Raw genomic sequence first — 22,976 nt, forward strand, 5'->3', positions numbered from 1 at the left:
CAAAGGCGGCGATACGTCCCGTCAAGATCCGAGTTTCCCTCGCAACCCCACTCCTCCACGGATTGGTACGGGCGGTTTGGCTTTCACCAAGTCCTGCGTAAATACGCCGCACCGCTGATGTTAACAAGCGGGCAGATGCCAGATTTCCGCTCAAATTCCTGCTGTAACCGACTCTTTCTGCTCGCTTTATTTGAATATCACGGTTTTGTGAACGAGGCGGTAGCGTGCGGAAGTTACGGCTCAACAAAAGCAGCACAGAAGAAAACCTACGAATCAGTAGGTTTTAGAAGTTGGAAACGAAAATATGATTTGGAAACTTCGTCTTGCCTTGCCTACGTAGGTTCTAATGTAGTGCATTAACAAAAATGCTGTATGCATTGCGCAACAAACGGAGCCTTGCGTGACAGTTGGAGGAGTATGATATGGGTCAATCCGCCCCGTGGCCGGTCAACGAAACAGAGCGTCTCGTTGCCGTCCGGTCCATCCTGTCTCTGGGGTCCGGCCCTACGCCGGAGCTGGCAGCGCTTTCCGAACTCGCCAAAGGCGTCTTCGATATAGGGCGCGCGGCGGTTCACATCGTAGACGAAGACTGGCTGCGGATTGCGCATCAGGCGGGCATTCAGGTCAGCGAATGCTCTCGAGACATCTCCATATGCACGCGGGTCGTTCTCTCCAATGATGTGCTGATCGTTCCGGACTTGAGCGCACACCCCGAAATGCGCAACTTTCCCTATGTGGAGGGTGGCCCAAAATTCCGGTTTTATGCCGGGGCGCCAATCGAGCTCGAGCCCGGGGTGACGGTGGGGGCATTCTGCATTCTCGATACGGCTCCGCGCCAGCTGCGACCGGACGAAGTGGAAACCCTGAAGCGGTTTGCGGTTCTGGCTGCGGGTTTGCTGCGTCTGCAAAAAGCGAACTTCACCATGAGCCTTGCCGAACGCGCCTTGCGCGACGCGGCCATGACCGATCCGCTGACGGGCTTCTATAATCGTAAGGCGCTGAGCGCGCTGGTGGATTCGCAGATGTATTCTGCCTTACAGTCCAACGAGACATTCGGCGCGCTTTATCTGGATATGGACGGGTTCAAGACGATCAACGATACGCTGGGCCACGCCGTCGGCGACCGCGTTCTGCACGAAGCGGCCTCCCGCATCCGCGATGTCATCCGCTCGGAGGACATTGCCGTGCGCATGGGAGGCGACGAATTTGCGGTGTTCATTCCGCGCCCGGCTGGTTCGCACGTCATTTCAAAGCTGGCAGAGCGCTTGCTGGAAGCCTTCCGCCAGCACTTCAATATCGATGGCCGGCTGATCCACGCGCCGCTCAGCATCGGCGGCGCCATTGCGCCGCAGGCGGGACAGGATTGCCTATCGCTTTTGCAAAGTGTGGATGAGGCGCTGTATCAGGCCAAGAAGGATGGGCGCGACCGTTTCGTCAGCCGCGCCATCTGAACAATCAATCGAAGAACGAGTCGACGAACTTGTGGCGACCGAGCAGGAATGCGTCGGCCACATGCATCAGCGGGGCCAGATCGACGTCGGAGGTCTTCGCCTTGATGATCTCCGCGAAACGCTCGTAAAGGGCAGGGTATTCGCGCTCCGGCTCGGACAGTTTCTGCTCGCCGCCGATGGACAGCTTCGCGCCGCCTTCGGACAGAACCATCTGACCGGCTTCTGTTTCGGCCACGATATCCCAGCTCTGCTTGCCCGTCTGACGCCAATCGAATTCGGCGTGCACAGGCATCTGCGTCACGTCGGAGAACTGAATGTCTGCAGCAATCGGCGCGTCGCGATTCTCGGGGAATTCCAGCGTTGCCTTGGTGATGAACAGCGCGCGCGGCAGGATGTGGGTGATGATCGACAGCGCATTGATGCCTGGATCGAACACGCCGAGCCCGCCTGCCTGCCAGATCCATTCCTGGTTCGGGTGCCAATGGCGCACATCTTCCTTCCAGATGACGTGAACGCTGTTGATCTTGGTGGAAGCGAGGAAGCTCTTGGCGGCCTCTACGGCTGGCGCATAGCGCGAATGCCAGCTGGCAAACAGAGAAAGCCCCTTGGAATCGGCCAGACGCACCAGATCCTGCACTTCTGACAGCGTCGCGCCCGGCGGCTTTTCAAGGAAGACATGTTTGCCAGCGTTCAGCGCGGCGTAAGCTGCCGTGTAACGGTACTGCGGCGGCATGCAGAGCGAAACGGCCTGCACATCTGGCACGGCGTCCAGCAACGCTTCGATGGTGCCGTAGGATGGCACGCCATCCACGGTGCCATGGCGGCTGGCGGTGGCGACCAGATCGAAATCCGGATTGGCTGCAATGGCTGGAAGGTGCTGATCGCGAACGATTTTGCCGACGCCGACGATGGCGAGCTTGGTAGCTGACATGAAAGAAGAACCCGTCTGAATGTTTCACTCGAATAATAGTACTTTATCGAGTTCTAGCAGAAACCCAGACGTCGGCAAGGCCAACTCAGCGGCCTTCCGTCTTTCCAGCCATCAGTTCAGCGAAGCGACCAGCAGGGATTTGCTGGAGGGCTTTTTATGAACGAGATGCACGACCTTATAGCCCTCCGCCTTCAACTGCGTCAGCAAAGCTGGCAGCATGGCGGCGGTACGTCTGTGGATATCATGCATGAGAATGATGCCGCTGCCGCGATGGCGCAAAGCCGCCATGGTGCGGGACGCAACGACGGCAGGCGAATCCTTGAAGTAATCCTTCGAATCGATCTGCACATCCATGATGACCATGCCACGATCCGTGATCAGGCTCCGCAGGCGGCCATTATCTGCAAGGTAAGGGAAGCGGAAGAAGGACGCGTCGGTGTCCGTCGCTTTGGCAACGGCACTGGCGCCCTTGGACACTTCCGCCAGAGCGCGGTCGAATGAGACGTTGCGCAGGTTGGCGTGGCTGAATGTGTGGCTACCGACGCTGTGGCCTTGAGCCACGACCTTTTTGGCGATGGCAGGGTGCGCCTGCGCCATCTCGCCGACCATCAAAAACGTCGCTTTGACGCCAAACTCATCCAGCGTCGCCAGAATGCTTTCCGTCCGGCCCGGCACCGGGCCATCATCGAAGCTCAGAACGACCTCCTTGTTGGCAAGCGCAATGTCCTTCAGCGACGAAACTTCGATGTCCCGCCCAGCAAGACCAGTCGGATTGCGAGGACGCATCCACGCCGCTGGAGACAGTGCCACCGGATCATTCGCCTTGAGGGACGGGCCAGCGGGCATGGTGGCGGCAAAGGATGTTTTCAGCGAGCCATCTGGCTGTGGTTTGCCAGCGCAGCCAGCGAGACATGCGGCAATAGCTGCGGGAAACAGAAGGGAAAAACGCATGGCGAGGCTCGCAGCAAATCAGTGTGGGATTGCAACGAGCTTTCGTTGATTATGGTTAATGGGTGGTTACTGGCTAATCGTAAAATTAGGAGGCGCAGCGACTTAACTCGCCATCGCCTCTTCATACTCGCTGGAAAGCAGCAGCCACTGTTCTTCTGCGTCGGCCAGCTTGCTGGCCGCTTCGCCGCGTTCCTTCACCTTCAGCGCTGCCTTGGCCGGGGCCTTTTCGTAAAGGGTGGGGTCGCCGAGTTCTTTATCGAGTGCCTGAATCAGCTTCTCAAGCTTTGCCGTCAAGGATTCGATATCGTTGATCTTTTTCTTGAGCGGGGCGAGCGAGGCGCGCTTTTCGGCATTCGCCTTGCGTTGATCTGCTTTTGACGCACCGTCTACGACGATTTCAATTTTTTCGTCTTTTTTTTTACCAGAGGACACGATGAGATCGCGATACTCGTCCATATCGCCTTCAAACGTCGTGACCGTGCCGTTGTTGACCAGCCAGAGACGGTCGACGGTTGCTTCGATCAGGTGGCGATCATGCGAGATGAGGATGACGGCGCCGTCGTAGTCGTTCAGCGCTTCGATAAGCGCACGGCGGCTGTCGATGTCCAGATGGTTGGTCGGTTCGTCGAGGATCAGCAGGTTCGGCGCATGAAACGCGGCAAGGCCCATCAGCAGGCGAGCCTTTTCACCGCCCGACAAATCCTTGGCAGGTGTTGCCATCTTTTCCGTTGCCAGACCCATCTGGGCCACGCGGGCGCGGACCTTGGCTTCCGGCGCCTGCGGCATCAGCTTGCGCACATGCTCGACCGGGTTATCCTCCGGCACGAGATCATCCAGCTGATGCTGGGCGAAGAAGCCGATTTTCAGCGATGGTGCCAGCCGCAGATCGCCCGCTTCCGGCGCGAGGCGACCTGAGATGAATTTGGCGAAGGTGGATTTACCGTTGCCGTTCGAACCCAAGAGCGCGATGCGGTCATCATTGTCGATACGCAGGTTCAGACCCTTGAGGATCGGCTTGCCCGGCTCGTAACCCACGGAGCCACCATTGATGGCGACGATGGGCGAGGCGGGCTGCTTTTCCGGTTCCGGGAAGGTGATCGGCTGGACGTGGTCCTCGATGACGGAGGAAACCGTGCCCATGCGTTCCAGTGCTTTCACGCGGCTCTGGGCCTGCTTGGCCTTGGAAGCCTTGGCCTTGAAGCGGTCGATGAAGCTTTGCAGATGCTTGCGCGCTGCATCGTTCTTGGCTTTCGCCTTGGTCTGCAACTCGTCGGCTTCGGCCTTCTGTCGCTCGAACTGGTCGTAGCCGCCGCGATAAAAGGTCAGCTTCTTCTGGTCCAGATGCACGATGGCGTTGACGGCGTTGTTGAGCAGATCGCGGTCATGGCTGATGATGATGACGGTGTAGGGATAGCGGCGGATATAATCTTCCAGCCACAAAGTGCCTTCAAGGTCGAGATAGTTGGTCGGTTCGTCGAGCAGCAACAGGTCTGGCTCCGCGAAGAGCACGGATGCCAGCGCCACGCGCATGCGCCAGCCGCCCGAGAAGGACGAGGCAGGGCGAAGCTGGGCGTCCTGATCGAAACCCAGACCGGCCAGAATGCTGGAGGCACGGGCTTCCGCCGAATGGGCGTCGATATCGACAAGGCGCATCTGGATTTCCGCGATGCGATGCGGATCCGTCGCCGTTTCCGATTCCAGCATCAGCGCTGCGCGTTCCTTGTCGGCAGCCAGCACGATGTCGATCAGGCTTTCCTCCGTTGCCGGAGCTTCCTGCGCCACTTGGCCCATGCGGGCATTCTTCGGAATGAAGACTTCGCCGGTTTCGGCCCCAAGGTCACCGGTGATGACGCGAAAGAGCGTGGACTTGCCCGCGCCATTGCGACCGACGAGCCCAGCCTTCGTGCCCGCTGGAAGCGTCACGCTGGCATGATCGAGGAGGAGGCGCCCGGCAATACGGGCGGAAACGTCTGAAATCGTAATCATGGCGCCGTTTTGGCCGAACTCACTGCTGAACGCAAGAGCGCGAAAGCCACAGTTTCAACGGTTTATCCGCCGATTTGCATGAGGTAGCTGTTGCGTGAGCGTTGGGCCACTTCCCGGCAATAGGGAATGACGCAATTGCGTGCGCCGCTGCGGGCTGCCAGAAGCGCCAGCTCGGCATGGCCGTAGAACTCCGCAGCACTGGCTGTACCTTCGGAGGCTGCCACGCCCATGGACACGGTCAGATGCTCACCGTCACCTTCTTTCGTGGCGAAACGCAGATTTTCGACGGTGTGCCGCAGCCGTTCTGCAATGCTCTGAGCCGTGCTTTGCGAGACGCCGGAAAACAGGAATGCGAAGTCATTGCCGCCGATGCGTGCGACGAAATCATCCTTCTTGATCGACTTGCGGAACAGCGCAGCCAGCCGTCGCAACGCCTTGTTGCCAGCGGCAGTGCCGTATTTCTCATTGATGTCGCGAAAGCGGTCGACATTCACCAGCACAAGGCAGTTGGAGACTTCAGCTTCACCCTGAAAGATTTCGGCAAGTTTCGCCAGAAAAGCGGCGCGGTTGGGCAGGGTGGTCAAGGCGTCCTTCAGGGATGCCGTTTGCAGCCTGCGTGCGCTGTTTTCCTGCTCACGGATTTTCTCCAGCCCGTGGCGCACGAAATTATGCAGGCTTGCCTGTTCGTGATGAATATCCAAAAGAAGTTCCGCAAGATATTCCTGTGTGGTGGCAGAGGCTGGGCGGTCGGAAATGGCAGCGAGCAAGGATTCGGAGCGTTCCAGAGATGCGGCAAGCCGTGCCGAAATCTGCTCGATCGTGCTGGCCGCTTCCGTTGCCGCGTGGGCCGCGGCCATACGCGAGAAGCCGGGGAGGTTATGCTTCTGGCCGATCATGTCGACATCATGCTGCTGCGGCGAATTACCCAACGCCAGAATATCGCGGCCCATGGCGGCGTTGTGCCCGGACAGGACTTCGAAGAACAGCTCGTAATTGCGTGGCAGCGGCGCAAGATTCATCTTGGCAATGAACTGCGTGATCTTGGTGACGATCAGGCCGCTTCTGGACGTATCCCGGCTTTTATTGCTGGCTGGTAGTGTCATGCCCCCGCATCTCCATACGTGCCATTCGCCGCAAGCGCCCGGCGATCTCAAGCTCATCAGCATCTATTGTTCGAGACACTTTAAAATACCCTAAATGAGGCATACCAATTGTAGGTGGTGCGGGCATCTGCAACGGTGATGCGTCCCATCAGTATTCGTCATTTGATTGTGCGCCGACCCGCTGATTTGATGGCGCTGAATTTCACAATGGAAGGACCGGTCATGACATCCAGAACCCTCTATTCTCTCTGCGGCAGCGACGAAACCCGCCCGTTTTCTCCCCATTGCTGGAAAACGGTTCTGTCACTGGCGCATAAGGGATTGGATTTCGAAGAACGTCCATTGGCGTTCACAGCCATTCCGGGCGTGGAAAACGGTTTCTCCAAACTGGTGCCGATCCTTCGCGATGGTGACCAGTTGATCAAGGACAGCTTCGATATCGCGCTTTATCTGGATGATGCTTATCCAGATGCGCCGTCGCTGTTTAACGGGGAGGGTGGAAAATCACTGGCGCGTTTTGTCGAAAGCTGGTCGCAGACCCAGCTTCACCCGGCCATCGTCAAAATCGCGGTTCTTGATATCCACGACATGCTGGATGAAACGGACAAGACCTATTTCCGGGAGAGCCGAAAAGCTTTCTTCGGTAAATCGATAGAGGAGATCGCCGCGAACCGGGAGGAAGAGATCGCTGCTTTCCCGGCAAAGCTTGAGCCGATCCGTCGTATGTTGAGCTTCCAGCCGTTCATCGGTGGCGACAGTCCATTGTTTGCCGATTATATCGTCTTTGGGGCTCTGCAATGGGCGCGGGTGACCTCGGGCTTTGATCTGTTCGGGCAGAAAGACCCGGTGCGCGACTGGTTCGAACGCTGCCTGGATTTGCATGGCGCGAAGGGACGAAGTGTGACAGCGGCGTGAAATGTGACACGCTGTTGGGCAAATCCAGCCATCCCCCTTGTTTTCGGGCCTTCGGGCGGGTAAACACCGCCCACTTTCTTCAAGAATAAGGAAACGGACACATGGCGATTGAACGCACATTTTCGATGATCAAGCCGGACGCAACCAAGCGTAACCTCACGGGTGCCATCACCAAGGTATTCGAAGACAACGGCCTGCGTATCATCGCATCCAAGCGCGTCTGGATGAGCAAGCGCGAAGCAGAAGGCTTCTACGCCGTTCACAAGGAACGTCCTTTCTTCGGCGAACTGGTTGAAGGCATGACATCCGGCCCAACCATCGTTCAGGTTCTGGAAGGCGAAAACGCAATCCTCAAGAACCGCGAAATCATGGGCGCAACAAACCCTGCCAACGCAGACGAAGGCACCATCCGCAAGCAGTTCGCGCTGTCCATCGGCGAAAACTCCGTTCACGGTTCGGATGCTCCTGAAACCGCTGCTCAGGAAATCGCCTACTGGTTCGCAGAAACCGAAATCGTCGGCTGATTCAGTTTTTGAAGCGGCGGAATCGGATTGTGAGAGCCGCGTTTTAAGTTGATGAAATAAATTGGAAAACGGGGCCGAGAGGCTCCGTTTTTTTGTTGTGAATGTGTTGGTGGGCGTTTTGCCGTGTGGCTGCCCCCCTCTGTCCTGCCGGACATCTCCCCCACAGGTGGGGAGATCGACTCGTGGTGGCCACTCGGCCATCTCTGATGTCGAGATTGAGGTGGGTGTTCGCGCCCAGCTGATCTCCCTCCTTATGGCCGGCAGGCCAGAGGGGGGTGAGCCACACGGCAAAACCTTGAATACTTCACCCAGCCGGACACCCCTCAACCCCTCCCATATCCACACTCCCATCCGCCTTGAACACATCAGGGTTGGGCGTATAAAGCGGGCCCACCGCCAGCGGCTTTGCGGGCAGCAGCGACTGGTCCGTATCTGACGTGATGCTCGTCTCTATCGTCTGCATCACATGCCCGTCCGGTGCTTTCAGCTTTATCGTCACCTTATAGGGACGGCCTTCTTTCACGCATTCCACTGGCGGGCTTTGCAGCACGATTTTCGGGCTTTTGGGGAACAGCTTCTCCGTGACGGCAAAAGCCTCTCCGCCACGCGGGTTTTCGAAGCTGGCTTCGATGGTGCTTCCGTCTTTGATGGGGGATGTCGGCTGGAGCGTTACCAGATAGGTCGCCGTAGCCACACGATAGTTGAAGACGAACATTCGGCCGGACAGGCTGACGATCTCTCGCTGCTCTTCACGCTGGCAGGCCGACAGCAAGAGAGTAGCGGTGATGAGAGTTGCGATCTTTCTTATGATGCCGTCTCCTTCTTGCGCCGATAATGCTTGGCCGCCTTCTGGCGATTGCCGCAGACTGCCATGTCGCACCAGATTCGGCTGCGGTTCTTGCTGCGGTCTATGAACAACCAGCCGCAATGGCCGCAAATCCGCAATCGCGCGCGGTCCGGCCCAGCCAAGAGGTTCAGCACGGAACGGGCTGTTGCGGCTTGAAGGCTGTGCGTGTCCGGCGCGCTTTTGAGGGCCGTGGCTGAGGCGGTGAGGAGATCGGCCAGCAGGGCATTGTCGTCCTGTCCGGTTTCGATCAGTTGACGGAAATATCTGTCGGTCGCCTCGCGCAGTTCGATCAGATGCCTTCTGCTCGTAGCAGATGGCGGCGCGAGGGTAGGGAAGATGTTCCGTTCCGCCGAAAGCCGCGTTGCCGCTTCACAAAAACTATCCAACTGCTCAGGCACGGCGAAGCGGTCCACGGATTTCTCACGGTCGAAGCGCAGGATGACGCTGTTGGCGACATCGAGCGCCAAGGCTCCTCCGACAAAACGATGTGGTGTCCAGCTAAACGTCATGTCGCAATTATAACTGTCAAAATCGTTTTTACCAGTTATAATAAATGCGGGAGAGGGTTGGGCATGGCTTACTTTCTGCAACAGCTTTTGAATGCGGTTCCGGTGGCTGCGCTCTATGCGGCTCTGGCCTTCGGCTATGCCATTGCCTTTTCCATCACCAAGCGGGCGGATGTGACTTACGGCGCCATCTTCGCCTTCGCCGGTCTGACATGCCTGTTGTTTGCGGATTTCGGCTGGAACCAGCTGTGGCTCATCCTGCCAGCGACTTTGACGCTTGGCGCTGCGGCTGGTGTTCTCGGTGGGTTGTGGGCTGGCGTTTTCATCGGGCGTGCAGTCATGCGTCCGCTGGCCAGTGCATCACCCAATGCGGTCACGGTCGCATCGATCGGGGCGCTGATTGCGCTGATGGAAAGCGCGCGGCTGGCGGCAGGCACACGATCGCTCTGGTTGCCGCCCCTCCTCAATGACCCGATTTACGTTTGGCGCAGCGCGGATTTCGCCGTGACCACAACGCCGATGCAGCTCATCAATTCGGCGGCGTTCCTGGCGTTGGTCGCCGTTGGGTATTTTGTCCTGCAAAAGTCCAGCGCAGGACGGCACTGGAAGGCCGTATCGGAAGACCCATTCGCCGCCTCGCTTCTCGGCGTCAATGCGGGGCGCGTCTTCCTGGTGTCCTACTGCGCAGCCGCATTCGTCGCCTCCATCTGCGGTGTGCTGGCGACGTTCTATTATGGCAATATGGATTTCGGCGCTGGACTGGTATTCGGCCTGAAGGTGGTGCTGATTTCCGCGGCGGGCGGCTATACCAGCCCGCTGAAATGCGCGGTTGGAGCCGCGGCCATCGGCTTTGCCGAAACGTTCTGGGCTGCTTACGGCCCGGTTGCTTGGCGAGATGCGGCGGTGCTGTTGATGCTGGTTCTGTGGCTCATCGCCATGAGAAGCGAGCGGGAAGCGCCTTAACGCCACTTATCCTTGGCGGTTTCATCGACATCCTTGGCAGATATCCATTCGCCAGATTTTCCGTCCTTGCCGTGCTCCTTCTTCCAGAAGGGCGCGGAGGTCTTGAGATAGTCCATCACGAAATTCGCACCATCGAAAGCGGCCTGCCGGTGGCGGGATGCGGCGATGACGAGGACGATGTTTTCGCCCGTCGCGATCTTGCCGTAGCGGTGGATGGCCGTGAGGCCGAGAAGCTGGAAGCGCTCGATGGCGAGCTTAGCGATGCGCAGCATCTCCGCTTCGGCCATGCCGGGGTAATGCTCCAGTTCCAGCGCCGAAAGCACCCCGCCATCATCACGGCACAGGCCAGTGAAGGTCACGACCGCGCCGATGGTCTTATCCGTCTGCGTCAGCATCTTCGCCTCGGCAGCGGCATCGAAATCCTCGGCCTGAACGCGGATGGTCGGCTCGATGGTCACAGCTCAGCCACCCGTCATCGGCGGGAAAATGCCGATTTCGCGAGCGCCCGCAATGCTTTCATCGTGATCGATGTGTTCCTGATTGACCGCAACGCGGATGACATCGGGAAACTCGAAGGCCGCTTCGTATTCATCACCCAGCGTTGAGAGGTGCTGGATCAACTGCCGCGCGGTCGTGACCTCTGCTGGCAGATCGATATTCTCTTCGGATTTGCCGACCCGCTCCCGCACCCATGCGAAATAGACGATATGCACCATTAGTCCGCGTCCACGATGTGCTTGAGGCCAGCCTTGAAATAATCATAGCCGGTATAGATGGTCAGCGCCGCTGCAATCCACAGCAGGGTGATGCCGATTTCGGTGGTGTAGGGCAGTACCTGATCTCCCGCCGGGCCAGCCAGCAGGAAGGCGATGGCGACCATCTGGATAGTGGTTTTCCACTTGGCGATCTGCGTCACCGGCACGGAAACCTTCAGCGCGGCCAGATACTCGCGCAGGCCGGAGACCAGAATTTCTCGGCAGAGAATGGTGATGGCGGCCCAGAGCGACCAGCCGGCAATGGTGCCATCTGCGGCCAGCAGCAGAAGAATGGAGGCAATCAGCAGCTTGTCTGCGATAGGGTCCAGCATGCGGCCAATATTGGACGTCTGGTTCCAGATGCGGGCGAGATAGCCGTCCAGAAAATCCGTCAGCGACGCAATGATGAACAGCCACAGGGCCGTCCAGCGCGCGAAATCCGAACTCTCCAGCTTTCCTTCGATGAAGAAACACAAAACGATGACCGGAACCGCCAGAATGCGGCCATAGGTCAGAAGGTTCGGGATATTGTACGCGCGCGAAGCCATAGGAAACCTGTCATTCGATATAAAGCGTTGATGCAGCCCTAAGCGGCAAGCGTCAACACCCTATTGTGTTTTTTTGCGGGTGCCGGTCGAAAGCGTGGGCTCAGTCCTTCCCGCTCTCGTGGAAGTGATTGTAAACCTGCTTGGCCACCGCCTCGGAAATGCCGCCGACGGCCATGAGATCGCTCAACGCTGCGCGAGACACTGCCTTTGCCGTTCCGAAATGTTGCAGTAGCGCCCGCTTGCGACCGGGACCAATGCCGCTGATTTCATCCAGCGGGTTCTTGATCATTTCCTTCTTGCGGCGGGCGCGGTGGGAGCCGATGGCGAAACGGTGCGCTTCATCGCGCATGCGCTGGATGAAATAGAGCACCGGGTCGCGTGGCGGCAGCGAAAAATCACTGCGCGTATCGGTAAAGAACCGCTCACGTCCGGCGTCGCGATCTACGCCTTTCGCCACGCCGATGGCGGTGACGCAATCGCGGATGCCGAGTTCGTCCAGAATCGTCCGTACTGCCGTCATCTGGCCCTGGCCACCATCGATGAGGATGACATCCGGCCATGCGGGGAAGGGCATGTCGGCGGCATCTTCCGGCGAAACGGTCTGGTTGCGATCCGGCCTGCCTTCTTCCTTCAGCAGACGGGAGAAGCGACGTGTCATCACTTCGCGCATCATGCCGAAGTCGTCGCCGGGAGTGATGTCGGTCGATTTGATGTTGAACTTGCGGTAGTGGGCTTTGGTAAAGCCATCCGGCCCCGCCACCACCATGCCGCCCACGGCATTGGTGCCCATGATATGGGAGTTATCGTAAATCTCGATGCGGCGCGGCACATAGGGCAGGGCGAAAGTCTCGGCGAGGCCTTTCAGCAGACGGGCCTGAGACGATGTTTCCGCCAGCTTGCGGCCATGCGCCTCACGCGCATTGCCGAGAACATGGCCGACGACATCCTTCTTCTCGCCGCGTTGCGGCACCGAGATCGTGACCTTGTGGTTGGCCTTTTCGCTGAAGGCAGCGGCCAGAAGCTCCTGCTCCTCGACCACTTCCGATAACAGAATCTGCTTCGGCACGGGCTTGTCATCGTAAAACTGCGCCAGAAAGGCGCTCAGAATTTCAGAGCCGGGCAGCGATGGATCGGCCTTGGGAAAATAGGCGCGGTTGCCCCAGTTCTGCCCGGTGCGGAAGAAGAACACCTGAATGCAGGAGACGCCGCCTTCGTGGTGGATGGCAAAGACATCAGCCTCGTCGATACCCGCCGGATTGATACCCTGATGGCTCTGAACATGCGAAAGTGCGGCCAGCCTGTCGCGGTAGACGGCGGCGCGCTCGAAATCGAGGTCTTCCGACGCCTCGTTCATCTGGGAAGCAATCGTCGCCTTCACGCTTTGGCTTCTGCCGGATAGAAAGTCCTTCGCCTCTTTCACAAGCTCGGCATAGCCCTCATCGCTGACCTCGTGGGTGCAGGGGCCGGAACAGCGCTTTATTTGATACAGAAGACAGGGGCGGGTGCGGCTTTCGAACACGCTGTCCGTACAGGTGCGGATAAGAAAGGCGCGTTGTAGCGAATTGATGGTGCGCCCCACGGCGCCTGCCGAGGCGAATGGCCCGAAATAGTCCCCCTTGCGCGCCCGCGCGCCGCGATGCTTGAAGATGGCCGGGGCGCGATTATCCGCGGTAATCAGAATGTAGGGAAACGACTTGTCGTCGCGAAGCAGCACGTTAAAGCGCGGCCGTAAGCGCTTGATGAGATTCGCTTCCAACAACAGCGCTTCGATTTCCGTGCGCGTCGTCACAAATTCCATATGGGTCGTCAGCCGCACCATCTGGCCGATGCGGTTGGAGTGGAACCGGCCCTGCGCATAATTGCTGACGCGTTTCTTCAGCGAGCGCGCCTTGCCGACATACATCACGTCGCCGGCATCATTGAACATGCGGTAGACGCCGGGGCTGTTGGGCAGATGTTTGACGAATTCGGCAATGAGATCCATGCCCTTTAGGCCGGATTCGTTTTTCCAGCCCGCGTTCCAGTCCATGGACGCGGCGGCGTATTCGCTCACGACATCACTGGCGGGGGCGGTTACATCGTCATCATCTTCTTCATTATCATCGAAGAGAATACCGCCATCCGGCAGCTTCTTTCCGTTCATTCAGGTATCTCCGCCACATCAGGGGTTTCCCAGCTGAGATGCTGGCCCCCGTCGAGTGCGATCATTTGGCCGGTGATCGACGGGGTGTCATATAGAAAGCGAATGGTCCGCCCGAACTCGTCCGGCTGCGGCCCGCGCTTTAATATAAGGGCGTCAATCTGCGCCTGAAAGTGCTCAGGCTCCTGTCTTTCACTTTTAAAGGACGGGCCGGGGCCGATGGCATTCACCCGCACGCGCGGTGCAAAGCTCTGCGCCATGGTTTTCGTGGCCGTCCACATGGCGGATTTCGATAGCGTGTAGGAATAGAAGCGTGGCGTCAGCGCCAGCACCCGTTGGTCGATGATGTTGACGATCAGGCCCGATGCCGTTTCCGGCAGTTGCCGCACAAGTGCTGCACCGAGAATGGATGGCGCGCGGACGTGAACGGCAAAATGGGCGTCGAAAGCCGCGCTATCGAACTCTTCGGCGGTGTCATGGCGGAACACAGATGCGTTATTGACGAGGATTCCGATGGGTCCGAGCGCAGAATTTGCGCTTTCCATCAATTTCTCCGTCGATTCCGTATTTTCCAGGTCCGCCTGAACAACGGCGGCTTTTCCACCTTTTTGCCTTATTGTGTTAGCGAAATCCTCCGCTTCAGACAGCGAAGAACGCGCATGCAGGGCAATCGCAAAGCCTTCCGCAGCAAGATACTGCGCGATTGCCCGGCCCATGCGGCGGGCGGCGCCGGTAATCAATACGGTCTTTGGTATATTCTCGTTCAAAGCTGACCTGCGCCCTGCCTATGTCGTGTTAGGCATTCGATATAAATCGAAACGGCAAGTTTTGCACAGGGCGTGCGCCATTTATACAGAGTTATGCCTGCGCGATGCCTTTGAAGTAATTAGATTTAAATACATGTAAAATTGCAGTCTTCTTCAGTTAACGGCTCATTATCCTTAATAGATTTTTGTGTCATTTTAGCAACGTCCCATTTCTGTCACGTCGCTGCCCCAATCAATTCACATTTTGGCTGTGTGATCTCCTCATTCACCCATCATTTTGATCATCAGTCGGGCAAGGGAACAAACTGTTTTACACCGCGTTTGGGAACAAGTGTTTGAGCACCCCGCGGGTATGAAAAGGAGAATAGCATGCGTACTATCGTTGCAACACTTATGGCGACCACTATGGCAGCTGCAGCATTTTCGGCAGCCAAGGCAGCTGACGCCGTGAACGAAGTGCCGCAGGCACCTGTCGCTTACGAACAGCCAGCGCCAATCAGCAACTGGTCTGGCGCTTACCTCGGTGCGACTGCCAACTACGACTGGGGTCGTTTCACTGGCAACGGCGGCGACCGTGATGCTGACGGCTTCGGCGGCGGTCTCTACGGTGGTTACAACTGGCAGAGTGGCCAGCTGGTCTACGGTGCAGAAGCTGACGTTAACCTCGGCGACAACAAGGGTTCTGCTGGAACCGGCAACCTTGGTGAATCTCTCGATGGCAAGCAGGGCGTAAACGGCTCTATCCGTGCCCGCGTTGGTTACGACATGAACCCGTTCCTGATTTACGGTACAGGCGGTCTCGCGATTGCTGACCAGAAAGTCAGCAACTCTACATCCAGCGACAGTGCAACAGCACTCGGTTACACAGTCGGTGCCGGTGTAGAAGCCATGGTAACCAACAACATCACGGCTCGCGTCGAATATCGCTATAGCGATTATCAGGACAAGGACTTCTCGTTGAGCTCCGGAACCGTATCTCGCGGCTTCGACGATCACAGCGTTAAGGCTGGTATCGGCGTAAAGTTCTAATCCCTAATCGGATTAACTGTTGAAAGCCGGGGCTCGCCCCGGCTTTTGTCGTTTGTCTTGATGATTATACAGGCGCCTTCATCTCTGCATAATCCTTGAAGCGCTTTCCGAATTTCTCTGGCCATTCTGCCAGGGTCTTGCGGCCATCTGCCCATTCGCCCGCAAAACGCAGGTCGAGATAGCCGATCATCGCGGCCAGCGCGAAGTGACCGCCATGCAGCTTCTTGCCGGTTTTCGGCAGGTTGGCGTTCAGATAGTCGAGACCCCTGACGACTTTGCCCCACTGCTTATCGAGCCATGGTTGGTGGATTTTGTCTTCCGGGCGGAAGCGACGCTCATAGACGATGGCCAGCAGACAATCCATGATGCCATCGCACAGTGCTTCCAGCACTTCGGCTTCCGTGCGCTTCGCATGCTTCTTCGGATAGAGCTTGTTGCCGGATTGGCGATCCAGATAATGCATGATGGCCACGCTGTCATAGATCGAACCGCCATCATCCAGCAGCAGAACCGGGATTTTGCCCAGCGGATTGTTGTCCATCAGCGTGGCGGGTTCGGCGCTGGTATCGACGCGAACATCGGTAATGCCGATGTCGAGATAACGTGCTGCCATGCGAACTTTTGCCGAGTAGGGGGAGGCGGGAGAATACAGCAATTCCATAGATGTTTTACCTTTGAGTTTTAACGGATGGGTATGATGTCGGTGGTGTTTGCGCGGCAGCCCTGACGGTCTACCTCGGGGCAGGTGCGAAAGCTCAGATCCTTGTTCATGCAGATACGAACTTCCTCCAGTTTGCGGCCTTCGCAGCTGATGGCAATGCCCTGTTTCGTCATCGCTGGATTGGCGGCGATGAAGGCGCTTTCGATGGCGTCCGATGACAGTGTTCTGCCGCTGGCACCGGAGGCAATGTCGCTCGGAAAGTTCACGCGCTCATAGGCGGCGCGGGTGGTGGCCAGATAATCCTTCTGCGAAAGCCCGCTGCATGTGCCGTGCTTGCGCCATTGATGGCCGATCAGGCCCATGGAGGGCATGATGTCGAACATGGTGCGGCCCAGGCTTTCCGGCACGCGCTCCTCGCGGTCCTTGCCGCAGAATTCGGGATAGCCGCTTTCATTTTGCGGCCACAACCCGTGAACCACGAAGCCGTATCTGCGATCCGAACCACATTGCTGGCGGCTGTTTCGGCCCGCATCGCTCTCACAGAATGCCGGCGACCAGGAGAGCGAAAGCACATAAAAATCAAAACCGGAACCTTGCGGTGCCTGCTTTGTTTGCTGCTGAGCGGGCGCATTGGCGGAGCCGCTGGCAGTGCGCGAAGGCGGTTCCTGCTTCTCGGGCGCCAATATCATCCAACCTGCCGCGGCAAGCGAAAGCACGGCCAAGGCGATAAAACCGGCATATTGTTTCATCTGGGCCAATGTCTTTCTGCGCGGCGATGACGAAGTCTTGATCGACATCGGGTTTTATACCATCTGGCCCCTGTGGCAAACAGGCGACCGAAAAATGAATATCGGCAACAGTCTTTGTTGTAACGGAGCTTGTATAACGAATAAGCTCTGCGAATCCGGCAAAGAGCGATGGTGCCGGAAGGAGGAGTTAGTCCGGGCATGTTCGCATGAAATTGAAGAAATACATCTGGCCTGTCGTTGGTGTGGCAACCATCGGATTTTCCGTCTGGCTGCTCTACAAGGAATTGCAACACCTCTCTCTCGATGATGTGTGGGACAGTCTCGCTGCCATCGGCACGCATGACTGGATCATGTCGGGCCTGTGCACGCTGGTCGCCTATGCCGCGCTGGCGGGCTATGACCGCATTGCCCTGCAACATCTCAAACGCAAGGTCGGCTGGGTCTTCATTACGCTGACATCCTTCACCACCTACGCGCTGTCGCACAATGTCGGTGCTTCGGTGTTTTCAGGTGCTGTCGTGCGCTACCGGGCCTATACGTCGAAAGGGCTGAGCGCTTCGGAAATCGGCGTGCTGGTGGCGCTGTGTTCTTTCACCTTTGCCATCGGCACCATCATGCTGATCGGCTTCGTGCTGGTCTATGAGCCTGACATTACCGAACGCTTCGTGGATATTCTGCCCGTCGAAGCCTCCAGAACCACCGGCTTCCTGCTGCTTGGCGTTGCCGGGCTTTATCTCCTCGGCAGCCTGTTGAAGCTTCGTCCGCTCAAGATCGGCTCTTTCACGCTGTTTTACCCGGCTCCGCGCCTTGTGTTGCAGCAGCTGATCATCGGCCCCATCGAGCTGCTGGGAGCGGCAGGCATCATCTATTATGCGCTGCCGGATGCCGGAAATCCGGGCTTCATGATCATTCTCGGCATATTCCTGATTTCGTTCTCGGCGGCGCTGATCTCGCATGCGCCGGGCGGGCTTGGCGTGCTGGAACTGGTCTTCGTCACCGGCCTGCCGGATATGAACCCGGCAGATGTCATCGCGGCGCTTCTGGTGTTCCGCCTGTTCTACCTCATCATCCCCTTCGTGATCGGCCTGTTCATCATTCTCTTTTTCGAGAGGTCACAACTGGCCGCCGCCGAAAGGGAAGAGCGGCAATTGGAGCAGACTATTCGCCACGCAACCAGAATGCACGCTGCGAAGCATAACGATCCTGCGCCATGATGGTCTTCAGCACCGGCAACAAGGCGTGCAACTCGTCCTTCAGCGTATAGGGCGGGTTGACGATGATGAGGCCGGAGCCGCTGAGGCCTTCCAGCCGGTCGCTGCGAACCGATAGCTCTGCACAGAGCATCTTGGGGATTTCATAAGATTGCAGCAACTCGTGGAAATCCTTGATCGGCGCACCCTTTTTTAGCGGATACCACAGGCAATAGGTGCCGGTTGAAAAGCGGCGATAGGCCTTGTGAAAGCCTTCGGCCATGCGCTCATATTCATTCTCTTTTTCAAACGGTGGATCGACCAGCACGAGGCCGCGCTTTTCCTTCGGCGGCAGATGCGCGCCGAGTGACAGCCAGCCGTCGAGTTCGGTCACGCGGGCCTGATAATCACCTTCGAACAGGCGCGAGAGCGCGCGAAAATCATCCGGGTGCAGTTCCATGGCCGAAAGCCGGTCCTGCGGGCGAAACAGCATCCGCGCCAGCTTCGGAGAGCCGGGATAATACTGGATGCCACCATAAGGATTGAGGTCTTTGACTGCTGTCAGGTAAGGCTCCAGCAAATCCGCGACGCCTGGCGACAGATCAGCTTCCAGCAGCTTGCCGATGCCGGTCTGCCATTCGCCGGTTTTCTGCGCTTCTTCTGATGACAGGTCGTAAAGACCGATGCCCGCATGCGTATCCAGTACGCGGAACGCCTTGTCCTTGTTTTGCAGATAGCGAACCAACCGCGCCATGACGGCGTGTTTGAGAACATCGGCAAAGTTGCCTGCGTGGTAAATGTGCCGATAGTTCATGCGCGCCGATGCCTTTTATGAATATTCTTGATGGTCGTCACTTCGGCCTTTTGGCCTTCACCGCTTTGCAATATACAAAAGCGATGAACGATGCGACCCCGATTTCCGCCAAAGCCGTGACTGGTGCTGTCAGCATCGGCCACACCGTCTGTCCCCATGACTGTCCAAGCGCCTGCGCGCTGGAGGTGGATATCAACGCGGATGGCCGCATCGGCCGTGTGCGCGGGGCCAATGCGAACACCTATACCGCTGGCGTCATCTGCGCCAAGGTGGCGCGCTACTCCGAGCGCATCTATCATCCAGGCCGCCTGTTGACGCCAAAGCGCCGCAAGGGTGCCAAGGGCGCTGGCGACTGGCAGGAGATCAATTGGGAAAACGCTCTCGATGAGATTGCAGACGCTTTCGTAAAAGCGGAAGCCAGGCATGGCGCGGAAGCCATCTGGCCTTACTTCTATGCGGGTACCATGGGGCAGGTGCAGCGCGACAGCATCGAGCGCCTTCGCCACGCCAAGAAATATTCCGGCTTCTTCGGCTCGATCTGCACCAACATGGCCTGGACCGGTTACGTCATGGGTACTGGCGCTTTGCGCGGACCAGACCCGCGCGAAATGGCAAAAGCCGATGTCGTCGTGATCTGGGGCACCAATGCGGTGGCCACGCAGGTCAATGTCATGACCCATGCGATCCGTGCCCGCAAGGAACGCGGTGCGAAGATTGTTGTAGTCGATATCTACGATAATCCGACCATGAAGCAGGCGGATATGAAGCTGATCGTGCGCCCCGGCACGGATGCGGCATTGGCCTGCGCTGTGATGCACATTGCTTTCCGCGATGGTTATGCCGACCGCCCCTATATGGCGAAATTCGCGGATGATCCTGCCGGTCTGGAAGCGCATCTCGCATCCAAAACGCCGCAATGGGCCGCCGAGATCACCGGCCTTTCGGTGGAGGAAATCGAGGCTTTTGCAAAGCTCGTTGGCACCACGCAGAAGAGCTTCTTCCGCCTGGGCTACGGTTTCGCCCGCCAGCGCAATGGCGCAGTTGCCATGCATGCGGCGCTTTCCATCGCCACAGTGCTGGGCTCCTGGCAATATGAGGGTGGCGGCGCGTTTCACAACAATGGCGACATCTTCCGGCTCAACAAGGCGGAATTGATGGGCACGGCCTATGCCGACCCAAATGTGCGCCAACTCGACCAATCGCAGATCGGTCGCGTTTTGACCGGCGATGCCGAGGTTTTGCGCTATGGCGGGCCGGTGACGGCGCTGCTGATCCAAAACACCAACCCGGTCAATGTCTGCCCGGAGCAGCGGCTGGTCAAACAGGGCTTCCTGCGCGACGATCTGTTCGTTGCCGTGCATGAGCAGTTTATGACGGAAACGGCTGACGTTGCCGATATCGTGCTGCCCGCAACTATGTTCCTCGAACATGACGACATTTACCGTGCCGGTGGCCAGAACCATATTCTGCTGGGCCCGAAGCTCGTGGAGCCGCCTGATACCGTTCGAACGAATCTCTTCGTTATTGAGGAACTGGCCAAGCGCCTCGGCGTATCGGATATGCCGGGTTTCGGCATGACGGAGCGCGAGCATATTGATCTCATTCTCGGCCCCGGCGGTTGGGGTGATTTCGACAGCCTTGCCGAAGAGAAATGGATCGACGCGCAGCCTCCCTTCGAAGTCGCGCATTATCTCGAAGGCTTCGGCTACGCGGATGGCAAATTCCGCTTCAGCCCGGATTGGCAAAGCGGCCCATCACCCAACAAGCCGCCGAAGAACGTGCCGGTCATGGGGCCGGTGGCGGAACTTCCGAAATTCCCAGATCAGGTGGATCTTATCGAAGTGGCGGATGCCGAGCACCCGTTCCGCTTGGCGACATCGCCTGCGCGTAACTTCCTGAACTCGACCTTCGCTGAGACGAAGACCTCCGTTCAGAAAGAAGGCCGTCCTGAACTGATGATCTGTCCGGCAGATGCGCAGCGTCTCGGTATCGTCGATGGCGATATTGTTCGGATTGGCAATGTGCGGGGCGCGTTACGCATTCATGCAAAGATCGTTGAGGGTGCGAGGGCAGGTGTCCTCATCGCCGAGGGATTGTGGCCCAACAAGGCGCATCTGGATGGCGAGGGCATCAATGTGCTGACAGGCGCAGACGCGGCTGCGCCGTATGGTGGCGCGGCTTTTCATGACAATAAAGTTTGGATTCAGACTCAATAGCAGGAATTTGGAATGCAGAAATTTGATGACGTAAAAATTGAAATTCTTAAAGACGAAACACTTTCAAAAAACTGGTATCACCTTCGCAATATCACCTACAATTACACCAATTCCAAAGGTGAGACGAAGACGCTGAAGCGCGAAGCCTATGATCGCGGCAACGGCGCGACCATTCTGCTTTACGACCCGAAGATCGACAGCGTCATTCTGGTCCGCCAGTTCCGCGTGCCGACCTATGTGAATGGCTATCACGGCTGGCTGCTGGAAACACCCGCAGGCCTGCTGGATGGAGATAACCCGGCAGATGCCATTGCCCGCGAGGTGATGGAAGAAACCGGCTACAAGCTCCGCGACACACGTTTCCTGTTCAAGTCCTTCATGTCCCCGGGCTCGGTGACGGAAGTGCTGCATTTCTTCGCCGCAATCGTCGATGCGTCAGACCGTGTGGAAGAGGGTGGTGGTGCGGCCCATGAGGATGAAGACATCGAAGTCGTCGTGCTGCCCTTGGCTGATGCCATCAAAATGATCGAGGACGGCGATATCTGCGATGGCAAGACCATCATGCTGTTGCAATGGGCCGCTCTCAACCGGGCATCCCTGACGCAGTGAAACTGACGGAGTTTGATGTGGACGAAAGAGCGACAGCAACGGGCGACGAGGACAGGGTAAAGCTTGTCTCGAAAGAAACGGTCTGGAAGCGTTTCGTCCACCTCCAGACGCTGGTCTTCGATCAAAAAATGCCCGATGGCCGTGTCATCCGCATCGACCGCGAGGTGCACGACCACGGCAGCGCCGCCGCTATTCTGCTCTTCGACCCTCAAAAAGACGCCGTCGTTCTCGTCCGCCAATTCCGCCCCGCCGCCTTCGTGAACGGCGATCCAAGCTTCATGCTGGAAGTGCCCGCAGGCCTCATCGATGACGACCAGCCCGACGAAGCCATCCGCCGCGAGGCGATGGAAGAAACCGGCTATGCGGTAAAAGACGTGCAATATCTCTTTGAAACCTACGCCAGCCCCGGCACACTGACGGAGAAGGTCGCCCTCTTTTACGCACGTATCGATCTGGACGAAAAAGCCGGTCTCGGCGGCGGTCTTGATACGGAAGGCGAAGACATCGAGGTTCTCTCCATCCCGCTCGACGAGGCATTCGGGATGATCACGACAGGCGAGATATCAGACGCGAAGACGATTATCTTGCTGCAGTGGGCGATGCTGAACCGGGCGCGGTTATAAATTTTACCAACTCACCCAAACGCCAGGTTCTCAGCCATTGCAGCGGCAGCGAGCTTTTTGTCATTCGTTGTCAACGGAATTGCATGTGAGACCGCGAGCGCCAGATAGGCCGCGTCATAGGCGGAGAGCGAATGCTTTTTTGCCAGCCGCATGATGGTGATGTGGTCACCGCCGCTGACGAGGGTTAGCGGCAGGCTGTTGAAGCGGAGCAATATCGAGAAGATCGCGTCTTGGTCTATGCGTTTACGCTTTTCTGCGGAAAGCAGGATGTTCCGCAATTCATGTGATAGGAGATCTGGCGCGATTGCGTCGTCCGTTTCCAATCTGTCCAACGCTTTATCGGCGATGTCGCTCGTCTCGTCCGGTAGGAACCATGCGGCGACAATGGATGCATCGACCACGAATGGCATCAACGCCTGCCTTCGTTTTTCCATATCTGGATGTCGTCTGCGCTGACGTTAGAGCGTTGTGCTCTTTCTGTGCGCAGGGCATCCAGCATTCGGCGGCGCTCTTGGGTATCGTTGGCCTTGATCAGGCGGGCGACGGGTTCGTTGCCGCGCGCAATGACGACGTCTTCACCGGCTTCGACTTTTGCGAGAAGCTCGGAAAGATGTGTTTTTGCTTCACCGACTTTGACCGTGAGCGTCATGATGCCGAACTCCGTTGCAGGCTCAAAATATCAAGCTTGCCGGTCGTTG

At 57.8% G+C, this 22,976-nt stretch carries 25 protein-coding genes; 9 read left to right on the forward strand and 16 right to left on the reverse strand.

Translation table 11 applies throughout. The annotated features are described in order from the left end of the window. Positions 1 to 422: 422 nt before the first annotated feature. Entirely contained in the window at positions 423 to 1,451 is a 1,029-nt protein-coding gene (locus AC27VJ_RS05135) for a sensor domain-containing diguanylate cyclase (RefSeq protein WP_488683057.1), read from the forward strand. Between the two features lie 4 nt (positions 1,452 to 1,455). Here the strand turns inward: AC27VJ_RS05135 and AC27VJ_RS05140 are convergent, their stop codons facing one another. The 4 genes from AC27VJ_RS05140 to AC27VJ_RS05155 all read right to left on the reverse strand — a co-directional run bounded on the left by AC27VJ_RS05140 (position 1,456) and on the right by AC27VJ_RS05155 (position 6,422). After that, the gene (locus AC27VJ_RS05140) at positions 1,456 to 2,382 is read right to left on the reverse strand and encodes a Gfo/Idh/MocA family protein (protein ID WP_488683058.1); all 927 of its coding nucleotides are present in this window, start codon (positions 2,380 to 2,382) and stop codon (positions 1,456 to 1,458) included. Between the two features lie 111 nt (positions 2,383 to 2,493). Further along, positions 2,494 to 3,333 (reverse strand): polysaccharide deacetylase family protein, encoded by an 840-nt coding sequence (locus AC27VJ_RS05145; RefSeq protein ID WP_488683059.1) that lies wholly within the window; start codon positions 3,331 to 3,333, stop codon positions 2,494 to 2,496. A 102-nt stretch (positions 3,334 to 3,435) separates the two neighbouring features. After that, on the reverse strand, positions 3,436 to 5,319 hold the full coding sequence (locus AC27VJ_RS05150; protein ID WP_488683060.1) for an ABC-F family ATP-binding cassette domain-containing protein: 1,884 nt from the start codon (positions 5,317 to 5,319) through the stop codon (positions 3,436 to 3,438). Positions 5,320 to 5,381: 62 nt separating this feature from the next. After that, positions 5,382 to 6,422: a GGDEF domain-containing protein gene (locus AC27VJ_RS05155; protein WP_488683061.1), complete on the reverse strand. Its 1,041-nt coding sequence runs from the start codon at positions 6,420 to 6,422 to the stop codon at positions 5,382 to 5,384. Positions 6,423 to 6,644: 222 nt separating this feature from the next. Between AC27VJ_RS05155 and AC27VJ_RS05160 the strand changes: the two genes are divergently transcribed. Together AC27VJ_RS05160 and ndk are read left to right on the forward strand one after the other, a co-directional pair. Then, positions 6,645 to 7,337 carry a glutathione S-transferase family protein gene (locus AC27VJ_RS05160; RefSeq protein WP_488683062.1) on the forward strand — a complete coding sequence of 231 codons (693 nt, stop codon included), beginning with the start codon at positions 6,645 to 6,647 and terminating at the stop codon, positions 7,335 to 7,337. Positions 7,338 to 7,438: 101 nt separating this feature from the next. Next, positions 7,439 to 7,861 carry a nucleoside-diphosphate kinase gene (gene ndk / locus AC27VJ_RS05165; RefSeq protein WP_042618581.1) on the forward strand — a complete coding sequence of 141 codons (423 nt, stop codon included), beginning with the start codon at positions 7,439 to 7,441 and terminating at the stop codon, positions 7,859 to 7,861. Between the two features lie 304 nt (positions 7,862 to 8,165). Here ndk and AC27VJ_RS05170 read toward each other — a convergent pair whose 3' ends face one another. Together AC27VJ_RS05170 and AC27VJ_RS05175 are read right to left on the reverse strand one after the other, a co-directional pair. Beyond that, the gene (locus tag AC27VJ_RS05170) at positions 8,166 to 8,669 is read right to left on the reverse strand and encodes a hypothetical protein (RefSeq protein ID WP_488683195.1); all 504 of its coding nucleotides are present in this window, start codon (positions 8,667 to 8,669) and stop codon (positions 8,166 to 8,168) included. Continuing rightward, positions 8,666 to 9,217: a CGNR zinc finger domain-containing protein gene (locus AC27VJ_RS05175; protein WP_488683063.1), complete on the reverse strand. Its 552-nt coding sequence runs from the start codon at positions 9,215 to 9,217 to the stop codon at positions 8,666 to 8,668. Before AC27VJ_RS05175 ends, AC27VJ_RS05170 begins: the two co-directional genes overlap by 4 nt. A gap of 63 nt (positions 9,218 to 9,280) precedes the next feature. Between AC27VJ_RS05175 and AC27VJ_RS05180 the strand changes: the two genes are divergently transcribed. Continuing rightward, positions 9,281 to 10,177: a branched-chain amino acid ABC transporter permease gene (locus AC27VJ_RS05180; RefSeq protein ID WP_488683064.1), complete on the forward strand. Its 897-nt coding sequence runs from the start codon at positions 9,281 to 9,283 to the stop codon at positions 10,175 to 10,177. On the opposite strand, the gene AC27VJ_RS05185 is transcribed toward AC27VJ_RS05180, so the two are convergent. The 5 genes from AC27VJ_RS05185 to AC27VJ_RS05205 all read right to left on the reverse strand — a co-directional run bounded on the left by AC27VJ_RS05185 (position 10,174) and on the right by AC27VJ_RS05205 (position 14,387). Then, on the reverse strand, positions 10,174 to 10,629 hold the full coding sequence (locus tag AC27VJ_RS05185; RefSeq protein ID WP_488683196.1) for a molybdenum cofactor biosynthesis protein MoaE: 456 nt from the start codon (positions 10,627 to 10,629) through the stop codon (positions 10,174 to 10,176). The two genes, AC27VJ_RS05180 and AC27VJ_RS05185, sit on opposite strands and share 4 nt — an antisense overlap. A gap of 9 nt (positions 10,630 to 10,638) precedes the next feature. Then, entirely contained in the window at positions 10,639 to 10,893 is a 255-nt protein-coding gene (moaD, locus tag AC27VJ_RS05190) for a molybdopterin converting factor subunit 1 (protein ID WP_488683065.1), read from the reverse strand. Beyond that, entirely contained in the window at positions 10,893 to 11,480 is a 588-nt protein-coding gene (gene pgsA / locus AC27VJ_RS05195; protein WP_113086884.1) for a CDP-diacylglycerol--glycerol-3-phosphate 3-phosphatidyltransferase, read from the reverse strand. Before pgsA ends, moaD begins: the two co-directional genes overlap by 1 nt. Before the next feature lie 100 nt (positions 11,481 to 11,580). Further along, positions 11,581 to 13,623, reverse strand: coding sequence for an excinuclease ABC subunit UvrC (gene uvrC / locus AC27VJ_RS05200; RefSeq protein ID WP_488683066.1), 2,043 nt, complete (start codon positions 13,621 to 13,623; stop codon positions 11,581 to 11,583). Further along, positions 13,620 to 14,387 (reverse strand): SDR family oxidoreductase, encoded by a 768-nt coding sequence (locus AC27VJ_RS05205; protein ID WP_488683067.1) that lies wholly within the window; start codon positions 14,385 to 14,387, stop codon positions 13,620 to 13,622. The genes uvrC and AC27VJ_RS05205 overlap by 4 nt, the downstream gene beginning before the upstream one ends. A 369-nt stretch (positions 14,388 to 14,756) precedes the next feature. Here AC27VJ_RS05205 and AC27VJ_RS05210 point away from each other — a divergent pair, with 369 nt between their 5' ends. After that, complete coding sequence (locus tag AC27VJ_RS05210) at positions 14,757 to 15,416, forward strand: outer membrane protein (RefSeq protein WP_353576393.1); 660 nt, start codon at positions 14,757 to 14,759, stop codon at positions 15,414 to 15,416. A 64-nt stretch (positions 15,417 to 15,480) separates the two neighbouring features. On the opposite strand, the gene AC27VJ_RS05215 is transcribed toward AC27VJ_RS05210, so the two are convergent. Further along, complete coding sequence (locus AC27VJ_RS05215) at positions 15,481 to 16,077, reverse strand: glutathione S-transferase (protein ID WP_488683068.1); 597 nt, start codon at positions 16,075 to 16,077, stop codon at positions 15,481 to 15,483. Positions 16,078 to 16,097: 20 nt separating this feature from the next. Continuing rightward, the gene (locus AC27VJ_RS05220; RefSeq protein WP_488683197.1) at positions 16,098 to 16,826 is read right to left on the reverse strand and encodes a ribonuclease T2 family protein; all 729 of its coding nucleotides are present in this window, start codon (positions 16,824 to 16,826) and stop codon (positions 16,098 to 16,100) included. Positions 16,827 to 17,032: 206 nt separating this feature from the next. Between AC27VJ_RS05220 and AC27VJ_RS05225 the strand changes: the two genes are divergently transcribed. Then, positions 17,033 to 18,040, forward strand: coding sequence for a lysylphosphatidylglycerol synthase domain-containing protein (locus AC27VJ_RS05225; RefSeq protein ID WP_488683069.1), 1,008 nt, complete (start codon positions 17,033 to 17,035; stop codon positions 18,038 to 18,040). On the opposite strand, the gene AC27VJ_RS05230 is transcribed toward AC27VJ_RS05225, so the two are convergent. Further along, complete coding sequence (locus AC27VJ_RS05230; RefSeq protein ID WP_488683071.1) at positions 17,985 to 18,830, reverse strand: 23S rRNA (adenine(2030)-N(6))-methyltransferase RlmJ; 846 nt, start codon at positions 18,828 to 18,830, stop codon at positions 17,985 to 17,987. The genes AC27VJ_RS05225 and AC27VJ_RS05230 overlap by 56 nt on opposite strands. A gap of 17 nt (positions 18,831 to 18,847) precedes the next feature. Between AC27VJ_RS05230 and AC27VJ_RS05235 the strand changes: the two genes are divergently transcribed. From AC27VJ_RS05235 to AC27VJ_RS05245, 3 genes are read left to right on the forward strand one after another with little or no spacing between them, the layout of a single operon-like run. Further along, positions 18,848 to 21,046: a molybdopterin-containing oxidoreductase family protein gene (locus tag AC27VJ_RS05235; protein WP_488683072.1), complete on the forward strand. Its 2,199-nt coding sequence runs from the start codon at positions 18,848 to 18,850 to the stop codon at positions 21,044 to 21,046. A 12-nt stretch (positions 21,047 to 21,058) separates the two neighbouring features. Beyond that, positions 21,059 to 21,655 (forward strand): NUDIX domain-containing protein, encoded by a 597-nt coding sequence (locus AC27VJ_RS05240; RefSeq protein WP_113086892.1) that lies wholly within the window; start codon positions 21,059 to 21,061, stop codon positions 21,653 to 21,655. 17 nt (positions 21,656 to 21,672) lie between these two features. Next, positions 21,673 to 22,278 (forward strand): NUDIX domain-containing protein, encoded by a 606-nt coding sequence (locus AC27VJ_RS05245; RefSeq protein ID WP_488683073.1) that lies wholly within the window; start codon positions 21,673 to 21,675, stop codon positions 22,276 to 22,278. Between the two features lie 11 nt (positions 22,279 to 22,289). On the opposite strand, the gene AC27VJ_RS05250 is transcribed toward AC27VJ_RS05245, so the two are convergent. Further along, positions 22,290 to 22,688 carry a type II toxin-antitoxin system VapC family toxin gene (locus tag AC27VJ_RS05250; protein WP_488683074.1) on the reverse strand — a complete coding sequence of 133 codons (399 nt, stop codon included), beginning with the start codon at positions 22,686 to 22,688 and terminating at the stop codon, positions 22,290 to 22,292. Continuing rightward, entirely contained in the window at positions 22,688 to 22,927 is a 240-nt protein-coding gene (locus tag AC27VJ_RS05255; RefSeq protein WP_488683075.1) for a type II toxin-antitoxin system Phd/YefM family antitoxin, read from the reverse strand. Before AC27VJ_RS05255 ends, AC27VJ_RS05250 begins: the two co-directional genes overlap by 1 nt. Positions 22,928 to 22,976 lie beyond the last annotated feature (49 nt).

It is taken from the genome of Agrobacterium sp. 20P9.1.2 (assembly GCF_057799395.1).

Bases quoted from the DNA above. Each gene is read 5' to 3' on its own strand.
- AC27VJ_RS05135 (WP_488683057.1), top strand. From the start codon at position 423: ATGGGTCAATCCGCCCCGTGGCCGGTCAACGAAACAGAGCGTCTCGTT.
- AC27VJ_RS05140 (WP_488683058.1), bottom strand. From the start codon at position 2,382: ATGTCAGCTACCAAGCTCGCCATCGTCGGCGTCGGCAAAATCGTTCGC.
- AC27VJ_RS05145 (WP_488683059.1), bottom strand. From the start codon at position 3,333: ATGCGTTTTTCCCTTCTGTTTCCCGCAGCTATTGCCGCATGTCTCGCT.
- AC27VJ_RS05150 (WP_488683060.1), bottom strand. From the start codon at position 5,319: ATGATTACGATTTCAGACGTTTCCGCCCGTATTGCCGGGCGCCTCCTC.
- AC27VJ_RS05155 (WP_488683061.1), bottom strand. From the start codon at position 6,422: ATGACACTACCAGCCAGCAATAAAAGCCGGGATACGTCCAGAAGCGGC.
- AC27VJ_RS05160 (WP_488683062.1), top strand. From the start codon at position 6,645: ATGACATCCAGAACCCTCTATTCTCTCTGCGGCAGCGACGAAACCCGC.
- ndk (WP_042618581.1), top strand. From the start codon at position 7,439: ATGGCGATTGAACGCACATTTTCGATGATCAAGCCGGACGCAACCAAG.
- AC27VJ_RS05175 (WP_488683063.1), bottom strand. From the start codon at position 9,217: ATGACGTTTAGCTGGACACCACATCGTTTTGTCGGAGGAGCCTTGGCG.
- AC27VJ_RS05180 (WP_488683064.1), top strand. From the start codon at position 9,281: ATGGCTTACTTTCTGCAACAGCTTTTGAATGCGGTTCCGGTGGCTGCG.
- moaD (WP_488683065.1), bottom strand. From the start codon at position 10,893: ATGGTGCATATCGTCTATTTCGCATGGGTGCGGGAGCGGGTCGGCAAA.
- pgsA (WP_113086884.1), bottom strand. From the start codon at position 11,480: ATGGCTTCGCGCGCGTACAATATCCCGAACCTTCTGACCTATGGCCGC.
- uvrC (WP_488683066.1), bottom strand. From the start codon at position 13,623: ATGAACGGAAAGAAGCTGCCGGATGGCGGTATTCTCTTCGATGATAAT.
- AC27VJ_RS05210 (WP_353576393.1), top strand. From the start codon at position 14,757: ATGCGTACTATCGTTGCAACACTTATGGCGACCACTATGGCAGCTGCA.
- AC27VJ_RS05215 (WP_488683068.1), bottom strand. From the start codon at position 16,077: ATGGAATTGCTGTATTCTCCCGCCTCCCCCTACTCGGCAAAAGTTCGC.
- AC27VJ_RS05220 (WP_488683197.1), bottom strand. From the start codon at position 16,826: ATGAAACAATATGCCGGTTTTATCGCCTTGGCCGTGCTTTCGCTTGCC.
- AC27VJ_RS05225 (WP_488683069.1), top strand. From the start codon at position 17,033: ATGAAATTGAAGAAATACATCTGGCCTGTCGTTGGTGTGGCAACCATC.
- AC27VJ_RS05230 (WP_488683071.1), bottom strand. From the start codon at position 18,830: ATGAACTATCGGCACATTTACCACGCAGGCAACTTTGCCGATGTTCTC.
- AC27VJ_RS05235 (WP_488683072.1), top strand. From the start codon at position 18,848: ATGAATATTCTTGATGGTCGTCACTTCGGCCTTTTGGCCTTCACCGCT.
- AC27VJ_RS05240 (WP_113086892.1), top strand. From the start codon at position 21,059: ATGCAGAAATTTGATGACGTAAAAATTGAAATTCTTAAAGACGAAACA.
- AC27VJ_RS05250 (WP_488683074.1), bottom strand. From the start codon at position 22,688: ATGCCATTCGTGGTCGATGCATCCATTGTCGCCGCATGGTTCCTACCG.
- AC27VJ_RS05255 (WP_488683075.1), bottom strand. From the start codon at position 22,927: ATGACGCTCACGGTCAAAGTCGGTGAAGCAAAAACACATCTTTCCGAG.